Origin of the sequence: Streptomyces sp. NPDC007905 (genome assembly GCF_042959345.1) — a bacterium.
Lineage (GTDB): Bacteria > Actinomycetota > Actinomycetes > Streptomycetales > Streptomycetaceae > Streptomyces.
Genome location: NZ_JBIBKS010000014.1, coordinates 66,421 through 86,218 on the forward strand (window position 1 = coordinate 66,421; position 19,798 = coordinate 86,218).

Genomic DNA, 19,798 nt, shown 5'->3' on the forward strand with positions numbered 1-19,798 from the left:
TCCCCCCGGTGAGCTGTTCGCCCGGCCATGGACGCCCACCGGTACGGAGGTGACCATGCCGTGAGCCTCGGCGGGGGAGTCCGGCGAGCGCAGCGAGCATGCATGCGAGGAGGCATCATGGCGAATCTGGCGGAGTTCCTGGCCAAGACGGCGGGCCGGCACCCGGACAGAACCGCGTTGCGGCTGGGGACGGCGACCACCACCTACGCCGAGCTGGACCGGTTGAGCGCCCGGGCCGCCGCCCTGCTGTGCACCGAGGGCCTGCGGACCGGCGACAGGGTCGCACTGATGCTGCCGAACGTACCCGAGTTCGTCGTTCTGTACTACGCCATCCTGCGCGCCGGCGGCATCGTCGTACCGATGAACCCGCTGCTCAAGGCGCGGGAGACCGAGTACCACCTGCGGGACTCCGGCGCCCTGCTGCTCTTCGAGTGGCACCAGGCGCCCGGCGAGGGGGCCCAGGGCGCGGTCGCGGCCGGCGTGCGGCGCATCGCCGTCGATCCCGCCTCCTTCTCCGCCGAGCTGGCACGGCTGGAGCCGCGCCCGGAGATCGCCCCCGTATCCGGGGACGACGTCGCCGTGCTGCTGTACACCTCCGGCACCACCGGCCGCCCCAAGGGCGCCGCGCTCACCCACGCGGGACTCCGCCACAACACCGAGGTCAACGTCGTCCATGTGCAACGGATGACACCCGAGGACGTCATCGTGGGCTGTCTGCCGCTGTTCCACATCTTCGGGCAGACCTGCACCATGAACGTCGCCGTGTACAGCGGCGCCGCGCTCACCCTCGTTCCCCGCTTCGCTCCGCAGACCGTGTTCGACGCCATCGCCCGTGACCGGGCGACCGTCTTCGAGGGCGTGCCCACCATGTACGCGGCACTGCTCCAGCACCCGGGCGCCACCGAGGCCGACGTGTCCACCCTGCGCACGTGCATCTCGGGCGGCGCGTCCCTGCCGGTGGAGATCCTGCACGGCTTCGAGCGGCGGTTCGGCTGCATGGTGCTGGAAGGCTTCGGCATGTCCGAGACCAGCCCGGTCGTCTCCTTCAACCACCCCGACCGCCCGCGCAAGCCCGGATCCATCGGGACACCCATCCGCGACGTCGAGGTGCGGCTGCTGGACGACACCGGCCGGGACGTGATCCCGGGTGAGGTCGGTGAACTCGTCGTGCGCGGGCCCAATCTGATGAAGGGTTACTGGAACCGCCCCGAGGAGACCGCAGCCACCATTCCCGACGGCTGGCTGCGCACCGGCGACCTGGCCCGGCAGGACGAGGAGGGCTACCTGTACATCGTCGACCGCAAGAAGGACCTCATCATCCGCGGCGGCTACAACGTCTACCCCCGGGAGATCGAGGAGGTCCTGCACGGCACCCCGCCGTCGCCCTCGCGGCGGTCCTCGGCGTGCCCGACGAACGGCTCGGCGAGGAGGTGGCGGCGGCGGTCGTCCTGCGCCCGGGAGCCGAGGCGAGCCCCGCGGAACTCCAGGAGTACGTGCGGGAGCGGGTGGCGGCCTACAAGTATCCGCGCCAGTTGTGGCTGGTGGACGCGCTGCCCATGGGCCCGAGCGGGAAGATCCTGAAGCGGGAGATCTCCGCTCCCGTCCACTGAGAGGTCACGCAGCGGGGCGACCGATCGCCGACGTGGCCCGGGCGGTGTGGACTGGCGTACGACAGCCCCCTACGCCCTCAACGGCACCGGCAAGGTCGCCCCACGTGCCGGCGAGCGCATGAAGGAGAGCGCCGCCGATCTGGGGTACCGGCCCGTTCTGTCGGCCCAGCGGCTGCGCCGGGGCCAGACCTGGGCGCAGCGCCGGTTTTCGCACTGCCCTTCGCGGTGGCCGGCAAAGGCTCGCGGCTCGGCTGCCCCCCGGAGGTGGCGGCTGCCGCGGCCGACCGGGCCCTCGTCCACGAGTACGGCCTGGTACTGACCCCGCCCGTGCGGCCCGGGCCCGCGCTGTACTCCGTCGACGTCGACGTCGACCTCGACCTCGACCTCGACGGCAGTCAGGAGGCCGGTCGAACTCGGCGCCCCCGGTCCTGTGTGGACGGTCGCCCCGAAGCAACAATTCAGGACAGGTACAGAACTTTAAATAAGACGGAAGCAACAAATCTTGACGTGACCGACCATGGTCCGTACCTTCCGCAGCGGTCGAGACGAATCCCGAACTCGCCTGTCATGTCCGCCCGTTGCAAGCACGTCCCGTCCTTCGAGGAGCAGACGATGCGCGGAAAGAGATCGATCCTTGCCGTCCTGGCGCTCGTGCTGGGCACCCTGGTGGGCCTGGCCGGGCCGACCCGGGCCGCCGGCTCGCAGCCATGCGACATCTACGGCGGAGCCGGCACCCGGTGCGTCGCCGCGCACAGTACGGTGCGCGCGCTCTTCTCGTCCTACAACGGCCCCCTGTACCAGGTCACCCGGGCCTCGGACGGTACGACCGCCGACATCGGACCGCTGGCCGCCGGCGGCTATGCGGACGCCGCGCGTCAGGACACGTTCTGCGGCGGTACGACCTGCCGGATCACGAAGATCTACGACCAGACCTCGCGGCACAACGACCTGACTCCGGGCCCGGCGGGCACTTCCGGCATGGGCGCGGACCGCGGTGCGGACGCCAGTGAGATCGCGGTCACCGCGGGCGGTCACAAGGTCTACGGGGTGTGGATCTCACCCGGGGTGGGCTACCGATACACGGGAGTCGCCTCCGGCGTCGCCGTGAACGGCCAGGCCGAGGGCGCCTACATGGTGGCCAGCGGTACGCATGTGGGCTCCGCCTGCTGCTTCGACTACGGCAACGCCGAGAGCACACCCGCCGACACCGGCAACGGTCACATGGACGCCGTCAGCATCGCGACCACGTGCTACTTCGCGCCGTGCCGCGGTTCGGGCCCCTGGGTCGAGGCGGATCTGGAGAACGGCATGTTCCAGGGCGACAACGGTTCCAACACGGCCAACCGCGGCAACGACAGCGCTTTCGTCACGGCGGTGCTCAAGAACGACGGCCGGACGAGATACGCCCTGAAGGGCGGCGACGCGCGGTCCGGAGGGCTCACCACGTGGTGGGACGGTGCCCTGCCGACGCGCGGGGGCTACCAGCCGATGCACCAGGAGGGCGGCATCATCCTCGGCATCGGCGGCGATAACAGCAACTGGAACATGGGCACGTTCTTCGAGGGGGTGATGGTCTCCGGCTACCCGACCGACGCCGCCGAGAACGCGGTGCAGGCGAACATCGTCTCGGTCGGCTACACCGGTGAGACCAACGTCCCGAACGGACCGCAGGGGACCGTCACCGGGCCGGGCGGCACGTGCGTCGACGTCGCGGCCGACGACACCGGGGTCAACGGTGCCGCGGTGCAGCTGTGGGACTGCCAGTCCTACGCCGAGGACCAGTACTGGACCCACAACCCCGACGGCTCTCTCGGCACGCTCGGCCGGTGCCTGGACATCGACGGCAGCGGCACGGCGAACGGTACGAAGGTGGAGTTGTGGGACTGTGATGGTGCCGGTGGGCAGAAGTGGGTGCAGCAGGCGGACGGTTCGCTGCTGAACCCGCAGTCGGGCCGTTGCCTGGACTCGCCGAGCGGCGCCACGGCGAACGGCACCCGGCTGCAGATCTGGGACTGCAACGGCGCCGCGGCCCAGAAGTTCTCCGTCAACGGCGGAGCCCCGGTCGCCGGCCCCGGCGGCACGTGCGTCGACGTCGCGGCCGACGACACCGGTTCCAACGGCTCTGCCGTGCAGTTGTGGGACTGCCAGTCCTGGGCGGTCGACCAGCACTGGTTCCACCGCGCCGACACCTCTCTGAGCACGCTGGGCCGGTGCCTGGACATCGACGGCAGCGGCACGGCGAACGGTACGAAGGTGGAGTTGTGGGACTGTGATGGTGCCGGTGGGCAGAAGTGGGTGCAGCAGGCGGACGGTTCGCTGCTGAACCCGCAGTCGGGCCGTTGCCTGGACTCGCCGAGCGGCGCCACGGCGAACGGCACCCGGCTGCAGATCTGGGACTGCAACGGATCGACAGCGCAGAAGTTCCGGCTGAACTGAGCGTGAGACACGGAGTCGGCCGGACGCGGGTTCCGTCCAGCCGGCAGGGACGGCGACGTCGACTCCGCCGGGAGCCGGGCGCCCGAACAGCACCGCTGCCGAGCCCGGCCCGAGCCCGGCCCCGACGAGCTGGGCCGCGATGAACGGGACGACGGACGCCGCGGCGATCCCGGCGGCGTCCGTGAGCGCGCGGCCGATGGTCATCGCCGGGTGGGCGAAGGACGTGGAGGAGGTGAACCAGTAGGCGGATCCGATGTACGAGGCAACAGCGGCCGGTGCCGGCCGGGCACGAGGGCCCCGGGAGGAGCGGCCGGCCATGCCTTCGCCGCACTGGCGACCGGCAACGTCCTGCTGCTCGACCTCGGGGCGGCGCGCGCGGGAACGCCGTTCGCCCGCCCGGCCGATGCCCTGGCCCGCCTTCGTGGCCGGGGTGGTCGCCGCCCACTTCGTCATCGCGGGACTCGACCGCCGAGGGCGACTTGGTTCGTGCATGCCCTCACGTGGAGGTGGCGGCGGTACTGCTCGCCGGACTGGTCGTCGTCGCAACAAGCGGAACGCGGGCACCGGCCGAACACGTCACGTCCCTCACCGTTGTGCTGCTCGCCGCCACCCTGGGATGGCGCAACCGTGGGATGCTCCAGGCGGGCATCCCGGACAGGCCCACCACCGTCCTGCAGGTCTCCTTCGTCAAGGCACCATGGACGCCCTGCCACGCGGCTCGGCCACGCCCGGAGAACCGTGGCTGCCGCGCGCGACGCCTTGCCACCGTCTTCGGTGTCTTCGTCGGCGGAGTCGCCGGAGCCCTCCTCCCGCGTCTCGGCTCCGGCCCGCTCTGTGGTGTGTCGCGGGTCTGACGGGCTGCGGCGGAGCCCTCTGCTCCAGAGCACCCCGGCTGCGGCCCCCGCCGCCGGCGAGGACCGACGGGAAGCCGTGAACCCGGACGCCCGCCTGCCCACGTGTCACGGACAGGGGCCGATGCTCACGAACGGGGTGTCAGGACTTCCTGGAAGAGCGCGCCGTAGCGGGCGATGAGGTCCTTGCGGTCGGTCCGGAGCAGACTCTCGTCCCTCGCCACCCACAACGCGTACAGCAGGCCGCCGGCCAACGACGCCGTCAGCCGAGCCCGCAGGTCGGCGTCGGGCCCGGACAGACGGTTGCGCAAGGGCTCGATGAACACGCTCTCATGCGTTTCCCGCAGCCGGTCGAGGATCTGCGGTTCGTTGCTGCCGCGCACCAGGGCCAGGAAGATGCCCTGGGCCGATCCGTCGAGATCGAGGAGGAGTTCGGCGAGCCGTTCTCCCAACTGCTCCAGGGGGACGTCGAGCAGCGGTTCGTCGTCGATGGTCAGGTGCATCGTCTCCAGGAACAGCAGCGCTTTGCTCTTGAAGTGACGGATCACCAGCGCCGGGTCGGTGCCGGCGTCCGCTGCGATCCGGCGGACGGTGGTCCTGGCGAACCCCTGGTCCCGGAAGAGCCGGGCAGCGGCGGTGTGGATGGCATCGCGGGTGGTGGAACCGGATCCGGTCTGCAGCATGCGGCACAGCATAGGCGGCGGTCCGGCCCCCTTCGGCGACAGTCGGCGTTTCAAGAAGTCCGGTCAACATTGTTGACTCGATGGGCCGGTGCCCGCACATTACCTATCAGTAGAACCGCGCGGTAATTCCGCGACCGGTACTTCAGGGCCGTCGACGTGTGCCTATTTCGCCCATGCGTCGTCGGCCCGGTACTCCCTTTGCTCGAGCCGCCGCATTCTCGCGCACCAGCAGCCCCCGGGCTTCCCCTGCCCGCCTGCTCCGTGTACCCCTCCCGAGAAGAGAGAGCCCCATGCATGCCCTGAGTCGTGTCATGACCGCGACAATCGCGGTCGCCGGTGCGCTGACCCTCGGCGTCACCGGCACCACCGCCCACGCCACCGCATCCCTGGACTACGCCGCCCTGGGCGACAGTTACAGCGCCGCCTCGGGCGTGCTTCCCGTCGATCCCACCAACCTGCTCTGCCTGCGCTCCACCGCCAACTACCCGCATGTCATCGCCGAGCGCGCGGGGGCCCGTCTGACGGACGTCACCTGCGGCGCCGCCCAGACCAAGGACTTCACCGAGGCGCAGTACCCAGGAGTCGCACCCCAGGTGAACGCGGTCAACGCGGACACCGACGTGGTGACGCTGACGATCGGCGGCAACGACAACGGCACCTTCATCAACGCCATCGTCTCCTGCGGCGCCCTCGGCGTCCTCAGCGGCGGCAAGGGCAGCCCCTGCAAGGACAAGTACGGCACCTCCTTCGACGACGCGATCGACGCGAACACCTACCCGGCGCTCAAGACAGCTCTTCGCAGCGTCCGCGCCAAGGCGCCCAGCGCCCGCGTGGCGGTGCTCGGGTACCCGTGGATCACGCCTGCCACGGCCGACCCGTCGTGCTTCGCCAAACTGCCGGTCGCCTCCGGCGACGTGCCGTACCTGCACGCCCTGCAGGCGCACCTCAACGCCGTCGTCGCCCGTGCCGCCGAAGAGACCGGTTCCACCTACGTGGACTTCGGGAAGGCGTCCGAGGGGCACGACGCGTGCAAGGCCGTCGGCACGCGGTGGATCGAGCCGCTGCTCTTCGGGCGGAACATCGTCCCGGTCCACCCCAACGCCCTCGGCGAGCAGCGCATGGCCGAGCGCACCCTGACCGTCCTCGGTCTGACCTGACCGGGCACCCGCCGTCCCCGGTCGCCGAGCCACCAGGTCCACTCCGGCGCACCGGCGACCGGAACGCCCGGGGCGGGAGCCAGGAGGCCGGCCCGACCCCATGGGCCGGCCTTCCGGGTCACCGGGCCAGGCGGTGCTTCCTTCCCCCTCGGCGGAAGCGCATCGCGGCGTAGACGAGATCGACGACAAGGACGACGGCGCCGATGACCAGCAGATAGAACAGGCCATGAACGGCGAATCCGATGATTCCGAGCACGATGGCAACGAGGATCAGAAGCAGGAACAAGCTCATCGGACCTCCCGACGGCTACGGCGCATCAGCGGCGGGCGAGGCGTCGCTCGCCGCCGGCGCCCGGCGAATAGTCCAGTTCGTAGTGTGCGAAGACACCCGGCTCCTCCGCGGCGCGCAGTTCGCCGTCGGTGTCGATGGCGGGGGCCTTCTTGACCACGTCCTTGCTGTGGGTGACCTTCAGATAGCCCGGACCGACCGTGGCCCCGGCAAGCGGTACGAACGCCAGGCGGCGACGGGTGGGCAGGCCCATGGTCACGGTGGCGAACAAGGGCTCGTCGGTGGCTGTGTCCACGTAGACCGACTCCAGATGGCCGATCTTGTGGCCGCCGGGGTCCACCACGTCGTGACCCCGCCATTCACGGATATCGCCTGCCTCGAACATCATGGACCTCCGGCTCTCGCGGGTACCCGCGATCGCGCTGGTGATGTCATCCCCGTGGCCTTGACCTCGCACCGGTGCGCGCGGTCCGAACCCGAGGGTTCGCTCGTCGACCTTGCGTCGGTCGCCGCCCGGTGCGCCATGACCGCGCCCGAACGGCGGTGCCCTGAGTGCGGCACGACTCGCTGCGGGTGAGGGTGGCGCCATGCCCAAGGTGATCGTGTACCCACCCGCACCGGACGGCGGCCGCCGCGTCCGCGTAGCCGATTCCTTCGTGGGCATGGCGTACACGATCCTCGACATCGTCGAGTTCCTGCGAGGCGCCGGCCTGGAGGACGTGGAACCCGAGGACGTGGCGGGTGCCGAGTGGATCGAGTGGCGGGGCGGTGGCCCGGGCGACTGGGTGCACTGAGCGCCCCGACCTGCCGGCCGGGCCCACCTGTTGTCCCTCGGCAGGGCCGTCACCGAACGGTGCCGCTCAGCGGCTCGACCGCTGGGCCGCCACGATCGAGTCCATGGTCTGTTCCGCCCCGGCCAGCCGTTGCACCCGCTCCGCGAGTCCCGGGAACTGCGACGCGATCTTGGTGAGGAACCTCAGCTCGAGCGGCGCCACATTGATCTCGGCGACATCGCGCTCGATCGCCCGCGTCACGCCGTTGACGACCCGCTCCGGCGCAACGGTGCGCACGCCGGCGGGCGTCGGCGAACCGGTGTTCGCGAACATGCCGAGGTCACGGACGAAGCCCGGCTGGACGATCGAGACGCCGACGCCCGTGCCGTGCAGATCCTGGCGAAAGGCCAGGGAGAAGCCGCGAAGCCCGAACTTCGTCGCGTTGTACATGGACGACGACTTGGTGGCTGCCATCCCCGACAGCGATCCGACGAAGCAGACGTGCCCGCGCCCGGCGGTCACCATGGCGGGAGCGAGCAGGCGTGCGAGCATCGCGGGTGCGCGCAGGTTCACGGCGAGCGCCCGGTCGATCTGTTCGGGCGTGTAGTCGAGGACGTCGCCGCTGGAGGGCAGCGCCGCATTGGCGATGAGGATGTCCGTACCGGCGGCCTCGCGCGCGAGGCGCCGCACATCGTCGGCGTCGGCGAGATCGGCCACGACGGTTCGCGCACCGTAGCGCTCGGCGAGGGGTTCCAGTGCCTCCTGCCGCCGGCCGGTGAGCACGAGGTTCGCGCCGCGTGCGGCCATCCCGGCGGCGAGCGCGCCGCCGATGCCGCCCGTGACTCCGGTCAGTAGAACAGTTGCCCCAGCGATGTGCACGGCTACCCTCCCGTTCTGTTCGTTCGAACGAACAATAGGGAGGGCCGGGAGTCCTGTCCACCGCAGGAACGGCAGAGACGGCGCGAACAACGAGCGGCGGCAAGGAGGTTGAGTGGCCGTCGGCCCCGGGCGGGCCGCCGAGTCCGAGGTGGCGGAGCGCTGATGGAACAATGCGTGGCATGCCGAACGCCGCCCTCTCCGCCACGACGCGCCAGCGCATCATCACCGCCGTCCTGCGGATCATCGGCGAGGACGGGGTCGCGGCGGTCACCAACAGGCGGATCGCCAGGGAAGCCGGAGTGTCGCTCGGCTCGGTCACCTACCACTTCGAGACCCAGCACGACCTGCTGCGGGAGAGCCTGCTGCACTTCGTACGCGAGGAGGCGCGGTACTTCACCGAGCTGGCCGACCAGTGCCAGACCGAGGACATCGACATCGAGGACGCGGCCTCTCTGGCGGGCCAGGTCGCGTGCGGCACGGCACTCGACAGCGCCCATCTCGCACCGTTCGAGCTGTACCTCCACGCCGGTCGCGACGAGCGACTGCGGGAGGCGGCAGCGGAGGCGTTCAGGGCCTACGACCGGCTCGCCGCGCAGATCCTCACCGCTCTGGGGGTGCCGGACGCGGAACACCTGGCGGCCACCACGGTCGCCCTGGTGATGGGCCTGCAACTCCGTCGCCTGGCCACCGGCAGCCCTGCGGACGACCTGGTCGACGCCCTGCTGCTGCTCGCACGAGGGGCTATCGGCCGGCCGGCCGGGCAACCGGCGTCCTCGGCGGACCAGGGGTGAGCCGGAGGCCGCGGCCCGCGCCGGCCGTCATCCGGGAGGCCGCCCGCCCGCTCGTCGATCCGCGGCAGGACGCAGCAGCTCCGTGACCTGTTCGCTCACTGTCTCCCACACGGTCGGGGGAAGATCGCCCAGGCCTGTCCTGTGCAGCGCGTGGAGCGCCTCGTCGCCGCCGGTGTCACACATCGTGCTGTCGCTGATCACGTCGTATCCGTCCCGCACGGCGGCATGCAGGCGGCTGTGTCCGGTGCCGTCGGTGTACAGGGCCAGGGCGACGGCGAGGGGCGGCCTTCCGCCCGCTTCGGCCGGCAGTTTGCGGTAGGAGCTGGCGACGGGTTCATGCCAGTGGAGGCTCAGCAGGAGGGGGCGCTTGGCCGTCACCTCTGCCAGATCGGTCTCCTGGACACCTTCGGGCCCCAGCACCGACGCACGCGCGTCCAGCACGAGGGCCGCGGGCAGCAGACAGCGCAGCGTGCTGCCCACGAGATTGCCGCCGACCGTTGCCGTGCGGCGTACGGCCCCGGTCCCGACAGCGGCGGCGGCCAGGCGCAGGACGTCCGGAACCCGGTCGTCGATCCGGTTCAGCACCACGGCGGCGCCCAGCGTCCCGCCCCCGATCACATTGGCCTGCGGGAGACCGCGCAACGACATGGCCCGTTCGGGGAACCCGTCCCGCTGCCACTCGGCCCACAGCAACGTGGCCCCGCCGATCGGCACGGCTCCCTCGGCCAGGCACTCCCGCGCCTCGGAGACGGAGGTGGGCAGTCGCAGCAGCATCGCAACCGACCTGCCTTCCTTGGAGAGTTGGGCGACGGGTGGCCGTGAGCCGGCCGCCCGTCCACCGGCTTGGCGCATTCTTCTCGCGCGGGCAGGGGCGCATGCAGGGCTCACACGAGCATGCCGGGAGTCCTCGCACCTGCCGAAACGGCGCACCGCGAGCAGGGGCTCCCCGGGCCCGGGCGCGCACCGCTCGTGTGCCACCCCTGGGCCGGCCGCCTCGGACTTGTGGTCGCCGGCGATGATGCTGTACACGGCCGTGGAGGGCCACCACCCGCTGCGCCGGGGCACGACGCCGGCGACCCTCGCCGCCGTCCTCGGCGACGCGGTCCCGCCACCGGTCAAGGCCGGTCCGCCGCGGGACGTCCTGACCCGGGTCCTCGTCCGGGACCCCGCGGCACGGCCCGGTGCCCAGGAGCTGGATCGCCTGCTGGACGACGCCGCCCGCGAGGCCGAGCCGCCCCCCTCCTGCCGGCTGCACCCCCGTCCGCGACGCAGGCTCCCGGCCCGGCATCCACGGGCTTCGGCCCCGAGCCCGCGACGCCGCCTGGGCCGTACGGCGCACCCCCCGGCCCCACGACGTACCCCGGCCCGCAGGGGGCGCCTCCCGCGCCTCCCGCATACCTCACCGTCCCCGTGCGTCCGCACCGTCGCGGGCGCCGGGCGCTGGTGGGCCCGCCCGTCGCCGGAGCCGCGCTCACCGGAGTTCTCGTCCGGACACAACTGCCGCACGGGGGCTCGCACACGTCCGGATCCTCCGCGACCGGCGATTCCACCACCAAGCCGCCGCCGGCCGGTGCCTCGGCCGCCACGGACGTCACGCCCTCGGTGAAGGGGCGGATCAGCACGACGGCGAACCTGCTGACTCCGGCCGGTATCCGCGGCGCGATCAGCGCGTTCAAGCAACAGACGGGCCGGGACCGGTACGGATCTCTCACGGTGTATCCGGGATATGTCTCCGCCGACCTGATGGTGAAGGGCAGCGACACGCAGTACGACTCGTCCACCTACCGTCCGGGGGAGGGCGTGGAGAAGGGCATCATCAGCAACACGCTGACGAGCGGACAGAGGGCGGTCAGCCTGGACGACTTCGACGGGGACAAGGTCCCGTCCCTGCCGGCCGACGCCGAGCGGAAGCTGAAGGTCGACCACGTGCGGAGCCGCTACCTGGTGCTGAACCTGCCGGACGACACCTTCGACAGCCCCGTCGGCATGTCCGTCTACCTCACCAACAGCTACGGCCGGAGCGGCTACCTCGAGGCCAGCCCGCGGGGCAAGGTCCTCAAGGTCATGCCCTACGAGAGCTGAACGGCGAGCAGGCACAAGGGGCCGTGTCACAACATGACGTGCTTGACCTGTGTGTGGTCGAGCAGGCCGGTCAGGGACAGGTCACTGCCGTAGCCGGAGGGAATTCCCCGGATGCCCAAGGGCGGCGAAGGAATGGGCAGCCCGAGCGGAGCCCTGCCCTCCACGCATCGGGCACACCCGAGACCCCCGCACGCGCGCGCACTGCGGTGCCGCCCGCGGCCGGCCACCCCGGCCCATATCGCCGTACGGACGGGTAACCCTCCGGTGAGACGTGTAATCCATAACGATCTCGGCGGAAACCTTGTGTGAATCCTGAGCACCTCTAGCCTCCCGACATGGCTTTTCTTTCAAGTCGCCGTAAACGGGCACGTCTCGCCCCGGAACTCGACGACCAGGACCTGGGCAGACTTCTGAAGACCCTGCTGGCGACCACGAGGACCGGAACGATCGCGACGACGGACCTGTGCGTGGCGCAGATCTCCCGTCTCCTGGACCAGGATCCGGGAGACTGGGACCGCCGGACGCACCGCATCGGTGTCCTGGCGGACTTTCTGGCCCACTCGCATCTGCCGCGGACCTGGGCCGCACGCGACCCGCGCAACCCGAGCGCGCTCGCGCTGCACGCCTGGACCCAGGTGGCGAGCGCCCGTTCGCAGGGGCACCTGGAAGACAGGGCCGACGTCATCGAGAGCTGCCTTCGGGCCGCCGAACTCGCCCCGGAGGATCCCACCCCCTGGGTCGCCCTGCTGGGGGCGGCACGCCTGGAACGCTGGGAACAACCCCAGGTGTTCGGAGTGTGGAACGAGGTGCTCGCTCGCGATCGCTGGAACCGCGAGGCGTACCTGAGCATGCTGACCTATCTCACCCCGGAAGAAGCGGGGTCACGCATGCAGGTCCTGGAGTTCGTGGACGGCCTGTGCGCTCGCATGCCCGCGAACGCGCCCTGCGCGGCGACGGAACTGACCGCCCAGGTCTTTCAGTACCACTCCGTCCTGGACCGGGGTGGGTTCGAAGCGCTGGTGGCGCGCAATCACTGGTCCCAGGCGATGGCCACCCAGGCCCTCGACCGGGTGGTCCACACCTGGGTGCAGCCGGGCTTCCTCCGTCATGCCAGGGCTCTCGCCGACCTCAACCTTCTCGCCTACGCACTGATGGCCGCCGACCGGCGCCGCGAAGCCCATGCGGTCATCGAAGCACTCGGTGGCGTCGTCACCGCCTGGCCCTGGCGGACCGGCGGTGACCCCCTCACGGAGTTCGACCAGGCACAGCGCAGAGCCTCCGCGGGGATGTGAACCTCTCGAGTCGACGGCCGAGCGCACCCGGCATCGGCACACCCCGACCGGCCGGGTCCGCTCCGCCGCGTCGTCCTTCTTCGACAACCCGGACCGCTTCCCGCGCGGGAGCGCGACTCTGGACTGTGCACTGATCATGCGGAACGTACCCGTGAGCTGGCGGCCGTTGCGGAGATGCCGACGAATCGACACGCCCAGCCTGCCTGATCGGACGTTCAGTCTCACGCATCCGCGTCTGCGGCGTTCCTGTCGCCCCGACGAGCCTTCAGATCGCGCCCATCAGCAGGGGCAGGTAACCGAGGGCCTGTCCGGGAGCCGTGGGGTGGTACGACTCGGTGAGGTCCAGCCAGTCGACGCTGCGCAGCCAGGGGCTGGACGAGCAGATCTCGTGCCCGGTGAAGGCGGTCCGGGCGTCGGCGAAGGTGAACCCGTGGACGGCGGCCCGCTCGGCGATCACGTCGTTGAGGCGGTCCACGGCATCGTTGAGCGCGGACCTCTCGATGTCCTGGAGGCCGCCCGAACAGGTGCCGTTGAGGTGGTAGAAGTGCGGGTAGCCGAGCACCACGACGTGCGCGGCGGGTGCCTTGCTTCTGATGGCCCCGTAGAGACGGTCGAGGTTGCCCGCGAGGGTCCCGTCCACGGAGGAAAGCGCACCGGCTATCGCGGACAGGCACGCGGTACGACCCGGCAGCACGCAGGTCGCCATGACCCGGCCGAAGCCCGCGTCGCTACCGCCGACCGTGATGCTGACCAGGCCGGTACGAGGGCCGAGCGGGCCGAGCTGGCTTGCCAGGACATCGCTGGTCCGAGCACCGTTGCACGCGGTGAAGCCGAACGAGGACGGCGCGTGGGCCGCGGCCCACAGGGCGGGGTACGCCCGGCTGCTGCGCAGGCACTTCGCGCCGGAGTTGAGGTAGCTGCCGGCTCCGACACCGGCCGAGTAGGAGTCACCGAGGGCCACGTAGCCCGTGGCCACCGTGCTGGGCGCCGGTTCCGCGGTCGATGGACCAGCGAGGGCGCAAGCAGCCGCGAGGAGAAGGGAGGCCCCATAGGACGCTATTCGGGACTGTCTCATGCCTCTCCTCTTATCGTGGGCCGGCCCGCTTCGCCCGCCAGGGCCGTCCACTCGGCTCAGCCGTCTTGACAGATGTCAGCGGCGATGCCGCCACCGAAGCGCTCCGTATCCGGGCGGGGTGCCGGCCGGGTCCGGGCATGTGACGGCGTGCCGTTGCCTCCTCGGACGTCACCCGGTGGGCCGTCACCCGTCCGGCGGCGCCCGCGCGGCGGCTCGGCGCACCGCGGGAACCCGTCGGCGCGCTGCCGGAGGGGCGACATCAGGGAACGCAATCCTCGACGCGTGGTCGTGACGCGCGGCCTCAGGCAGCGGGGTCCACGTGCCGGCGCTCGGGCACCTCGCTGCCACAGAAGACGCAGACCAAGTCGTCCTCACCGCACGCGCTCGCACCGGGGGGTTCCGTCCGCACGGCGGCGGGACCCACCCGGGGTCGGGACCCACCCGGGGTGCCGTGCAGTTCGTTCGCGCGAATATGGTGCGCCGGCCGGCCGGCCGAGGCGGTCCGGGCGGTTGCGGCAGGCGCGGGCGAGACGACCGCCTTCGGGGAAGGCGCCGGGGAGTGAGCGCCGTTGGAGCCCCTGAACGCGGGGGCCGTACGTTCGCTCTCCGGGTCGACGGCCGCAGGAGTGGGTGTCCTGTGCAGAAAGACTCACGAAGGTTCCTTCGATGTTGCTTTCCGCTTTCAAGTAAAGCCGAGAGCAGGGGTTTCACCGGCGGGTTCCGTCGTAGGTGAGGGGATCCGGTGGAGGTGTGCGCGGGAACGGCTCTGCTCCCGACCGCACGGGGTTGATCTGCTCGCGACAAGTCGGCACGCTCCCTGGCGCACCGGCGTTCGCTGCCGGCGGCATCCCCCCACCCGACGAGGAGACCCCTCTTGACGACGCATCACAAACGCACGGGCAAGGCCAAGCTCGCTACCGCGATCGCCTCGGCCGCGACCGTCATCGGCATCGCCGTCATCGGCATCGCCGTGGTCGTATCGCCCGTCGCCCACGCGGAACGCCCCGCGGAGGGAAAGGTCTACGGCCTGCACGCCGAAGGAGCCGTCTCCGGCAGCTACATCGTCCTGCTGGACCACAACGCGTCGCGAACACAGAAGGCGGATCTGGCGGCACAGTACGGCGGCAGGCTCGCCCGGACCTACGGATCGGCGGTCGACGGGTTCTCCGCGACGAGCCTGACCGAGACGGAAGCCAAGCGCCTGGCTGCCGACCCGGCGGTCGCCACCGTGGTGCAGAACAAGAAGTTCCACATCGACGCCACCCAGGACAACCCGCCCTCCTGGGGGCTGGACCGGATCGACCAGACCGACACGGCCGGCGACCACAAGTACGCCTACCCGGACAAGGCCGGGGAGGGCGTGACCGCGTACGTCATCGACACCGGTGTACGCATCAGCCACCAGGACTTCGAGGGCCGCGCCAGCTATGGGTTCGACGCGGTCGACAACGACAGCACCGCCGACGACGGCAACGGCCACGGCACCCACGTCGCGGGAACCATCGCCGGAACCGCGCACGGGGTCGCCAAGAAGGCCAAGATCGTCGGCGTGAGAGTCCTGGACAGCAACGGTTCCGGCACCACGGAGCAGGTCGTGGCCGGCATCGACTGGGTGACCAAGAACCACAAGGGTCCCTCCGTCGCCAACATGAGCCTGGGCGGAGGCACCGACCCGGCCCTCGACGCTGCGGTCGGCAAGGCCATAGCGTCGGGCGTCACCTTCGCGGTCGCCGCCGGCAACGACTCGGCCGACGCCAAGAACAGCTCACCCGCCCGTGTGCCGGAGGCCATCACCGTCGCCTCCAGCACCGTCGGCGACGCCCAGTCCGGCTTCTCCAACTTCGGCTCCGCGGTCGACCTGTACGCACCGGGCTCGGACATCACCTCGGACTGGAACGACAGCGACCAGGGGACCAAAACGATCTCCGGCACCTCCATGGCCACCCCCCATGTCACCGGAGCCGCTGCCGTCTACCTCGCCGCGCATCCGGACGCCACACCTGCCCAGGTCGCCTCGGCCCTGACCGGGGCGGCAACCGCTGGCAAGCTCACCGACGTCAGCAGCGGAACGCCCAACAAGCTGCTGAAGGTGACCGAGTAGCACCTGCCTCACCGCCTCGACAGAAGAACGCAGCGGCCCGGTATCGCCCTCAGTCCACCTGCAGCAACGGCGGCCACCGGGCCGCTGCCGTCGACGGCAGCGGACACGGAGCCGGGCAGGTCTCGGACCGCCGTCGAGCAGAACGTGACCCGTGGTTGCGCGAACGGGAAGGGCACCACCCCACCGCATGGCGGCCGAACAGCGCGTAGCCCTCCCGTGCGAAGGGGTGTTCGAAGCCCAGCTCGCGGTCGGCGCCCAGCCTGCGCGCCCGACGGTTGTTGCCCACTTTCGGGTGGCAGGTCGATGTGTGTCCCAGTGAAGGGCGGCGTGACAAGGCACACATGGACGGTTCACTACCTAGATGCATGTTGCAGACGAGTGTCACCGATATGTGCGCAACGTGTAATACGGATCGTGTATGCCCCGTTTTTTCTCTTCGGGCAGGCAGGGTGTGCGTGTGCGGCCGACAGGCCGCTTCTCAACCACCGCACCCCGGCCCACGGGCCCGATTCCGTGATCCCCGGGCGTGCCCGCACTCTGCAAGGGGGACCCTGTGTCCGCTTCCGCTTCTGTGAATCCGCTCCGTCTGGCCGCAGCCGCCGTCGTGGCCGCCGTCACCGTGGGCGCGGTCGCGCTGCCCGCCTCCGCCGTGGATCGTCCCGGGGCGCACTGGGACCGCGCTCAAGTGACCATCGGCGACGTGCAGTACGGCACCCACGACCGCTACGAGCGGTCCAACCAGTCCCTCAACCGGGAGTGGGTGGAGATCGCCAACCATGGCCGTCGCGGCGTGAACCTGAGCGGCTGGACGCTGTCCGACCGGGACGGCAACACCTACACCTTCCGCGGCTACTGGCTGGAGGGCCGCGCAACCGTCCGCGTCCACACGGGATTCGGCCGCGACAGCGAGACCGACCTCTACCAGGACCGCCGCCACTCCGTGTGGGACCGGAGCGCCGACACCGCCACCCTGCGCAACGACCACGGCCGCTTCGTCGACGCCACCTCCTGGGGCCGCTACCGCGACGACGACCGCGACTACCAGGGCGACCACCGCCACCACCGCGGCGACGACCGCGACTACCGCGGCGACGACCGCGACTACCGGGGCGACCACCGCCGCTGACGTCCCCGGCGTGCCGGCGGCTCAGCCGCTGCACGCGGCCACCGAACCACGGCGCGCCGCTCCCCAGGAGTGGCGCGCCGTGCACGCCCTTGCCTGCAGCACGTCGCTGCCGTTGTGCGGGCGTTCTGCCAGTGCTGTGACCGCCCGCGGCCCGACCGCACCTCCCGGCCGGAACGCAGCTCATCAGCAAAGGCCGGGCAGCATCGGCGGACCGTCTGAAAACCCGGAACTCTGGGCGTTCCTGGAGTCTGAGGTTTCCCCGTGATCTTGGACGCGGTTCTGTCACGCGGCGAGGGAATCCGTGGCCTGCACCCACCTCGTCGGCGTCCGGTTCGCCGCACCCTCAGATGCGGGCGAAGACGTTGACCACCACTCCGATGTAGAGAATCACGAGGATGGTCCAGAATGTATAGACGATGCCGGGATGCCGGATGTAGAGAGGTATCCGGATGGTGGGGTAACGCTTGCGAAGGTCACGTGGGGTCGGCATACCCCCGGACTGCTGCTGAAGAGCCGCCTTACGCCACACCCTGTTGAGTTCGGCCTCACGCCACTGGCGGGGATTGAGCATGACGGCGGCACGGTCGTCCCCCACGATGAGCACCTCGCCGGCGATCCCGCTGGAGTCGATATGGGTCCGGGTCACGAAGCCGGGCCCTTCGATGATGGTCAGCCGGCGCGCCCAGTTGCGCACCAGGACAGCGCCGTCCACGAGTGCCACATACGTGTTCATGGTGTGCAGGACCGCATAGGCCACGTACCACAGGAAGGGGAGCGCGACGAGGACGATGACCGCCGGTACCGCCGTCGGCCCGAGACCCTCACTGGTGCCGCGCCCGCCCGCGAGCATGCGCGTCATGCTTATGCCCGGCACGATGACCGCCGGTACGATTGCCAGTGCCACGCGGCCGAACCGGCTCTTGTCCGGGGCTACGAAAAGCTCTGTGTGACGGTCACTCACAGCTGCCACCCGGTCTCTCCACACGCGGCGACAAAACGAAGGTCGTCACAGACATCATCCGCCCCCCGACTCCGTTCCACTCCTGCGCTCCTTCATTGGATCCCGGTGCCCCTAGTAGGCCACAACTGCCTTGGCTGTGGGTCGGATTCGGACCTCAGGGGGCCGCGCTCCTGCTGGACATGCTACGCGGCCAACGGCTGTGTGGGTGCGAAGGCAGGCCAGGGCCGGTCCACGGACACGCTCGGCCACCACGCCTCCAGCGACCGGAACGGACGTCATCGCACATCCAACCGCCGCGACCACCAGCCCGGCGAACCCATGCGGTCACATCCCTAGACGGCCAGCCGTGAGTCGGCCATGGGCAGCGGGGGCAGTCGCGTCTCGTGCAGCCATGCCGCGAACAGGCCGTCCAGGGGTTCGTCCGCGTAGCGGGCCGCGTGCGTGGTGAACGTCGCCGTCGTCACGGCCGCCCCCCGGTGCTGCTCGGCCCAGCCACGCAGCATGCGGAAGAACGCCTCGTCGCCCAGGGCGACGCGCACCGCGTGCACGGTGAGGCCGCCCCGCTGGTAGAGCCGGTCGTCGAACATCAGCTTGCGGCCCGGGTCCGACAGCCGCAGGTCCTGCGGCAGCGTGGACAGCGACCGGTGCGCGGAGGCGGCCAGTTGCTGGGCGGTACGGCCGCCCGAGCGCTCCGACCACAGCCACTCCGCGTACTTGGCGAGGCCCTCGTTCAGCCAGATGTGCCGCCAGTCGGCGAGAGACACGCTGTTGCCGAACCACTGGTGCGCCAGCTCGTGCGCGACCAGCCGCTCCGAACCCCGCGCCCCGTCCGCGTGGTTGGCGCCGAACAGGGACAACCCCTGTGCCTCCACCGGCACATCGAGCTCCTCCTCCGTCACGACCACGGCGTACTCGTCGAACGGGTACGGGCCGAACAGCTCCTGGAACAGCTCCATCATCGCGGGCTGCCGGGCGAAGTCCCGCGAGAACCGCGGGAGCAGCTGCGCCGGGATGTGCCCGTGCTGCGGCACGCCGCCCGGCCCCGGGTCGCCCAGCAGCACGGTCTGGTACTTGCCGATCGCCAGCCCGACCAGATAGCTGGACGTGGGCGCCGCCTGCTCGTAGACCCAGGTGGTCGTCGACGCCTTCGTCGTACGGGTCAGCAGGCGCCCGCCCGCGACCACCGAGTACGCCGACGGCGTGGTGATCGAGAGCAGGTACGACGCCTTGTCGGCCGGCCGGTCGTTGCACGGGTACCAGGACGGCGCCCCGACCGGCTGGCTGGCCACCAGCGCCCCGTCCTCCAGCTCCTCCCAGCCGAGCCCGCCCCAGGGGCTGGCCACCGGCCGCGGGTTGCCCGACCAGTGCACCTCGACCGTGAAGGCGGCCCCGGCCCGCAGCGGCTTCGCCGGCCGGATGCGCAGCCGGCCGCCCCGATGCGTGTAGTGCGGCTGCCGGCCGTCCACCCGCACCCGGCCGATCCTGAAGTCGGCCAGGTTCAGCTGGAACTCGGTCAGCTGCGCCCGGCCCGCGATGGCGTTGATCCGAGCCGTGCCGGCCAGCCGGTTCGGGCCGGGGCGGTAGTCCAGCGTGAGCTCGTAGCGGTGCACCCGGTAACGGGGATCGCCGTTGGCCGGGAAGTACGGGTCCGGACCCATGGACTGCTGAACTGCCACTGCTGCGTCTGCTCCC

Annotated in this window: 17 protein-coding genes and 2 pseudogenes; 10 read left to right on the forward strand and 9 right to left on the reverse strand. The window is 70.7% G+C overall.

Annotated elements, in window-relative coordinates:
- The first annotated feature begins 117 nt into the window (after positions 1-117).
- Positions 118-1,610 (forward strand): annotated as a pseudogene (locus ACFZDC_RS24450) (long-chain fatty acid--CoA ligase).
- Between the two features lie 612 nt (positions 1,611-2,222).
- Positions 2,223-4,046: an arabinofuranosidase catalytic domain-containing protein gene (locus tag ACFZDC_RS24455; protein WP_391327057.1), complete on the forward strand. Its 1,824-nt coding sequence runs from the start codon at positions 2,223-2,225 to the stop codon at positions 4,044-4,046.
- A gap of 39 nt (positions 4,047-4,085) precedes the next feature.
- Here the strand turns inward: ACFZDC_RS24455 and ACFZDC_RS24460 are convergent.
- Positions 4,086-4,349 (reverse strand): annotated as a pseudogene (locus ACFZDC_RS24460) (antitoxin); the annotation flags it as partial.
- A 203-nt stretch (positions 4,350-4,552) separates the two neighbouring features.
- Between ACFZDC_RS24460 and ACFZDC_RS24465 the strand changes: the two are divergent.
- Positions 4,553-4,900 (forward strand): hypothetical protein, encoded by a 348-nt coding sequence (locus ACFZDC_RS24465; protein ID WP_391327059.1) that lies wholly within the window; start codon positions 4,553-4,555, stop codon positions 4,898-4,900.
- A gap of 125 nt (positions 4,901-5,025) precedes the next feature.
- On the opposite strand, the gene ACFZDC_RS24470 is transcribed toward ACFZDC_RS24465, so the two are convergent.
- Positions 5,026-5,580, reverse strand: a complete 555-nt coding sequence (locus tag ACFZDC_RS24470) for a TetR family transcriptional regulator (RefSeq protein ID WP_391327060.1) — start codon at positions 5,578-5,580, stop codon at positions 5,026-5,028.
- A 311-nt stretch (positions 5,581-5,891) separates the two neighbouring features.
- Here ACFZDC_RS24470 and ACFZDC_RS24475 point away from each other — a divergent pair, with 311 nt between their 5' ends.
- Positions 5,892-6,737, forward strand: a complete 846-nt coding sequence (locus ACFZDC_RS24475; RefSeq protein ID WP_391327062.1) for a GDSL-type esterase/lipase family protein — start codon at positions 5,892-5,894, stop codon at positions 6,735-6,737.
- Positions 6,738-6,855: 118 nt separating this feature from the next.
- On the opposite strand, the gene ACFZDC_RS24480 is transcribed toward ACFZDC_RS24475, so the two are convergent.
- Together ACFZDC_RS24480 and ACFZDC_RS24485 are read right to left on the reverse strand one after the other, a co-directional pair.
- Positions 6,856-7,029 (reverse strand): hypothetical protein, encoded by a 174-nt coding sequence (locus ACFZDC_RS24480; protein WP_391327064.1) that lies wholly within the window; start codon positions 7,027-7,029, stop codon positions 6,856-6,858.
- A gap of 25 nt (positions 7,030-7,054) precedes the next feature.
- Positions 7,055-7,411 (reverse strand): PRC-barrel domain-containing protein, encoded by a 357-nt coding sequence (locus tag ACFZDC_RS24485; protein WP_391327329.1) that lies wholly within the window; start codon positions 7,409-7,411, stop codon positions 7,055-7,057.
- A gap of 202 nt (positions 7,412-7,613) precedes the next feature.
- Here ACFZDC_RS24485 and ACFZDC_RS24490 point away from each other — a divergent pair, with 202 nt between their 5' ends.
- Positions 7,614-7,820, forward strand: coding sequence for a hypothetical protein (locus ACFZDC_RS24490; protein ID WP_391327066.1), 207 nt, complete (start codon positions 7,614-7,616; stop codon positions 7,818-7,820).
- Between the two features lie 66 nt (positions 7,821-7,886).
- On the opposite strand, the gene ACFZDC_RS24495 is transcribed toward ACFZDC_RS24490, so the two are convergent.
- A complete protein-coding gene (locus tag ACFZDC_RS24495; protein ID WP_391327331.1) occupies positions 7,887-8,678 on the reverse strand; it encodes an SDR family NAD(P)-dependent oxidoreductase in 792 nt (263 codons plus the stop codon).
- Between the two features lie 179 nt (positions 8,679-8,857).
- On the opposite strand from ACFZDC_RS24495, the gene ACFZDC_RS24500 reads away from it, so the two are divergent.
- The gene (locus ACFZDC_RS24500) at positions 8,858-9,469 is read left to right on the forward strand and encodes a TetR family transcriptional regulator (RefSeq protein ID WP_391327068.1); all 612 of its coding nucleotides are present in this window, start codon (positions 8,858-8,860) and stop codon (positions 9,467-9,469) included.
- A gap of 27 nt (positions 9,470-9,496) precedes the next feature.
- Here ACFZDC_RS24500 and ACFZDC_RS24505 read toward each other — a convergent pair whose 3' ends face one another.
- Positions 9,497-10,243: an FAD binding domain-containing protein gene (locus ACFZDC_RS24505; RefSeq protein ID WP_391327070.1), complete on the reverse strand. Its 747-nt coding sequence runs from the start codon at positions 10,241-10,243 to the stop codon at positions 9,497-9,499.
- Positions 10,244-10,879: 636 nt separating this feature from the next.
- On the opposite strand from ACFZDC_RS24505, the gene ACFZDC_RS24510 reads away from it, so the two are divergent.
- Positions 10,880-11,551, forward strand: coding sequence for a hypothetical protein (locus tag ACFZDC_RS24510; protein WP_391327072.1), 672 nt, complete (start codon positions 10,880-10,882; stop codon positions 11,549-11,551).
- Between the two features lie 335 nt (positions 11,552-11,886).
- The gene (locus ACFZDC_RS24515) at positions 11,887-12,843 is read left to right on the forward strand and encodes a hypothetical protein (RefSeq protein ID WP_391327074.1); all 957 of its coding nucleotides are present in this window, start codon (positions 11,887-11,889) and stop codon (positions 12,841-12,843) included.
- Between the two features lie 265 nt (positions 12,844-13,108).
- On the opposite strand, the gene ACFZDC_RS24520 is transcribed toward ACFZDC_RS24515, so the two are convergent.
- Positions 13,109-13,918: a GDSL-type esterase/lipase family protein gene (locus ACFZDC_RS24520; RefSeq protein WP_391327076.1), complete on the reverse strand. Its 810-nt coding sequence runs from the start codon at positions 13,916-13,918 to the stop codon at positions 13,109-13,111.
- Positions 13,919-14,792: 874 nt separating this feature from the next.
- Between ACFZDC_RS24520 and ACFZDC_RS24525 the strand changes: the two genes are divergently transcribed.
- Together ACFZDC_RS24525 and ACFZDC_RS24530 are read left to right on the forward strand one after the other, a co-directional pair.
- Positions 14,793-16,019, forward strand: a complete 1,227-nt coding sequence (locus tag ACFZDC_RS24525) for a S8 family serine peptidase (RefSeq protein ID WP_391327078.1) — start codon at positions 14,793-14,795, stop codon at positions 16,017-16,019.
- A 571-nt stretch (positions 16,020-16,590) separates the two neighbouring features.
- On the forward strand, positions 16,591-17,145 hold the full coding sequence (locus ACFZDC_RS24530; RefSeq protein ID WP_391327080.1) for a lamin tail domain-containing protein: 555 nt from the start codon (positions 16,591-16,593) through the stop codon (positions 17,143-17,145).
- 343 nt (positions 17,146-17,488) lie between these two features.
- On the opposite strand, the gene ACFZDC_RS24535 is transcribed toward ACFZDC_RS24530, so the two are convergent.
- Positions 17,489-18,004 (reverse strand): hypothetical protein, encoded by a 516-nt coding sequence (locus tag ACFZDC_RS24535; protein ID WP_391327082.1) that lies wholly within the window; start codon positions 18,002-18,004, stop codon positions 17,489-17,491.
- Positions 18,005-18,438: 434 nt separating this feature from the next.
- Positions 18,439-19,782: a M1 family aminopeptidase gene (locus ACFZDC_RS24540; protein ID WP_391327083.1), complete on the reverse strand. Its 1,344-nt coding sequence runs from the start codon at positions 19,780-19,782 to the stop codon at positions 18,439-18,441.
- Positions 19,783-19,798 lie beyond the last annotated feature (16 nt).

What these genes read in the sequence shown, in the direction of transcription:
- ACFZDC_RS24475 (WP_391327062.1), top strand. Translation starts at nt 5,892, where the DNA reads ATGACCGCGACAATCGCGGTCGCCGGTGCGCTGACCCTCGGCGTCACC.
- ACFZDC_RS24480 (WP_391327064.1), bottom strand. Translation starts at nt 7,029, where the DNA reads ATGAGCTTGTTCCTGCTTCTGATCCTCGTTGCCATCGTGCTCGGAATC.
- ACFZDC_RS24500 (WP_391327068.1), top strand. Translation starts at nt 8,858, where the DNA reads ATGCCGAACGCCGCCCTCTCCGCCACGACGCGCCAGCGCATCATCACC.
- ACFZDC_RS24490 (WP_391327066.1), top strand. Translation starts at nt 7,614, where the DNA reads ATGCCCAAGGTGATCGTGTACCCACCCGCACCGGACGGCGGCCGCCGC.
- ACFZDC_RS24515 (WP_391327074.1), top strand. Translation starts at nt 11,887, where the DNA reads ATGGCTTTTCTTTCAAGTCGCCGTAAACGGGCACGTCTCGCCCCGGAA.
- ACFZDC_RS24520 (WP_391327076.1), bottom strand. Translation starts at nt 13,918, where the DNA reads ATGAGACAGTCCCGAATAGCGTCCTATGGGGCCTCCCTTCTCCTCGCG.
- ACFZDC_RS24470 (WP_391327060.1), bottom strand. Translation starts at nt 5,580, where the DNA reads ATGCTGCAGACCGGATCCGGTTCCACCACCCGCGATGCCATCCACACC.
- ACFZDC_RS24505 (WP_391327070.1), bottom strand. Translation starts at nt 10,243, where the DNA reads ATGCTGCTGCGACTGCCCACCTCCGTCTCCGAGGCGCGGGAGTGCCTG.
- ACFZDC_RS24485 (WP_391327329.1), bottom strand. Translation starts at nt 7,411, where the DNA reads ATGTTCGAGGCAGGCGATATCCGTGAATGGCGGGGTCACGACGTGGTG.
- ACFZDC_RS24535 (WP_391327082.1), bottom strand. Translation starts at nt 18,004, where the DNA reads ATGACGCGCATGCTCGCGGGCGGGCGCGGCACCAGTGAGGGTCTCGGG.
- ACFZDC_RS24455 (WP_391327057.1), top strand. Translation starts at nt 2,223, where the DNA reads ATGCGCGGAAAGAGATCGATCCTTGCCGTCCTGGCGCTCGTGCTGGGC.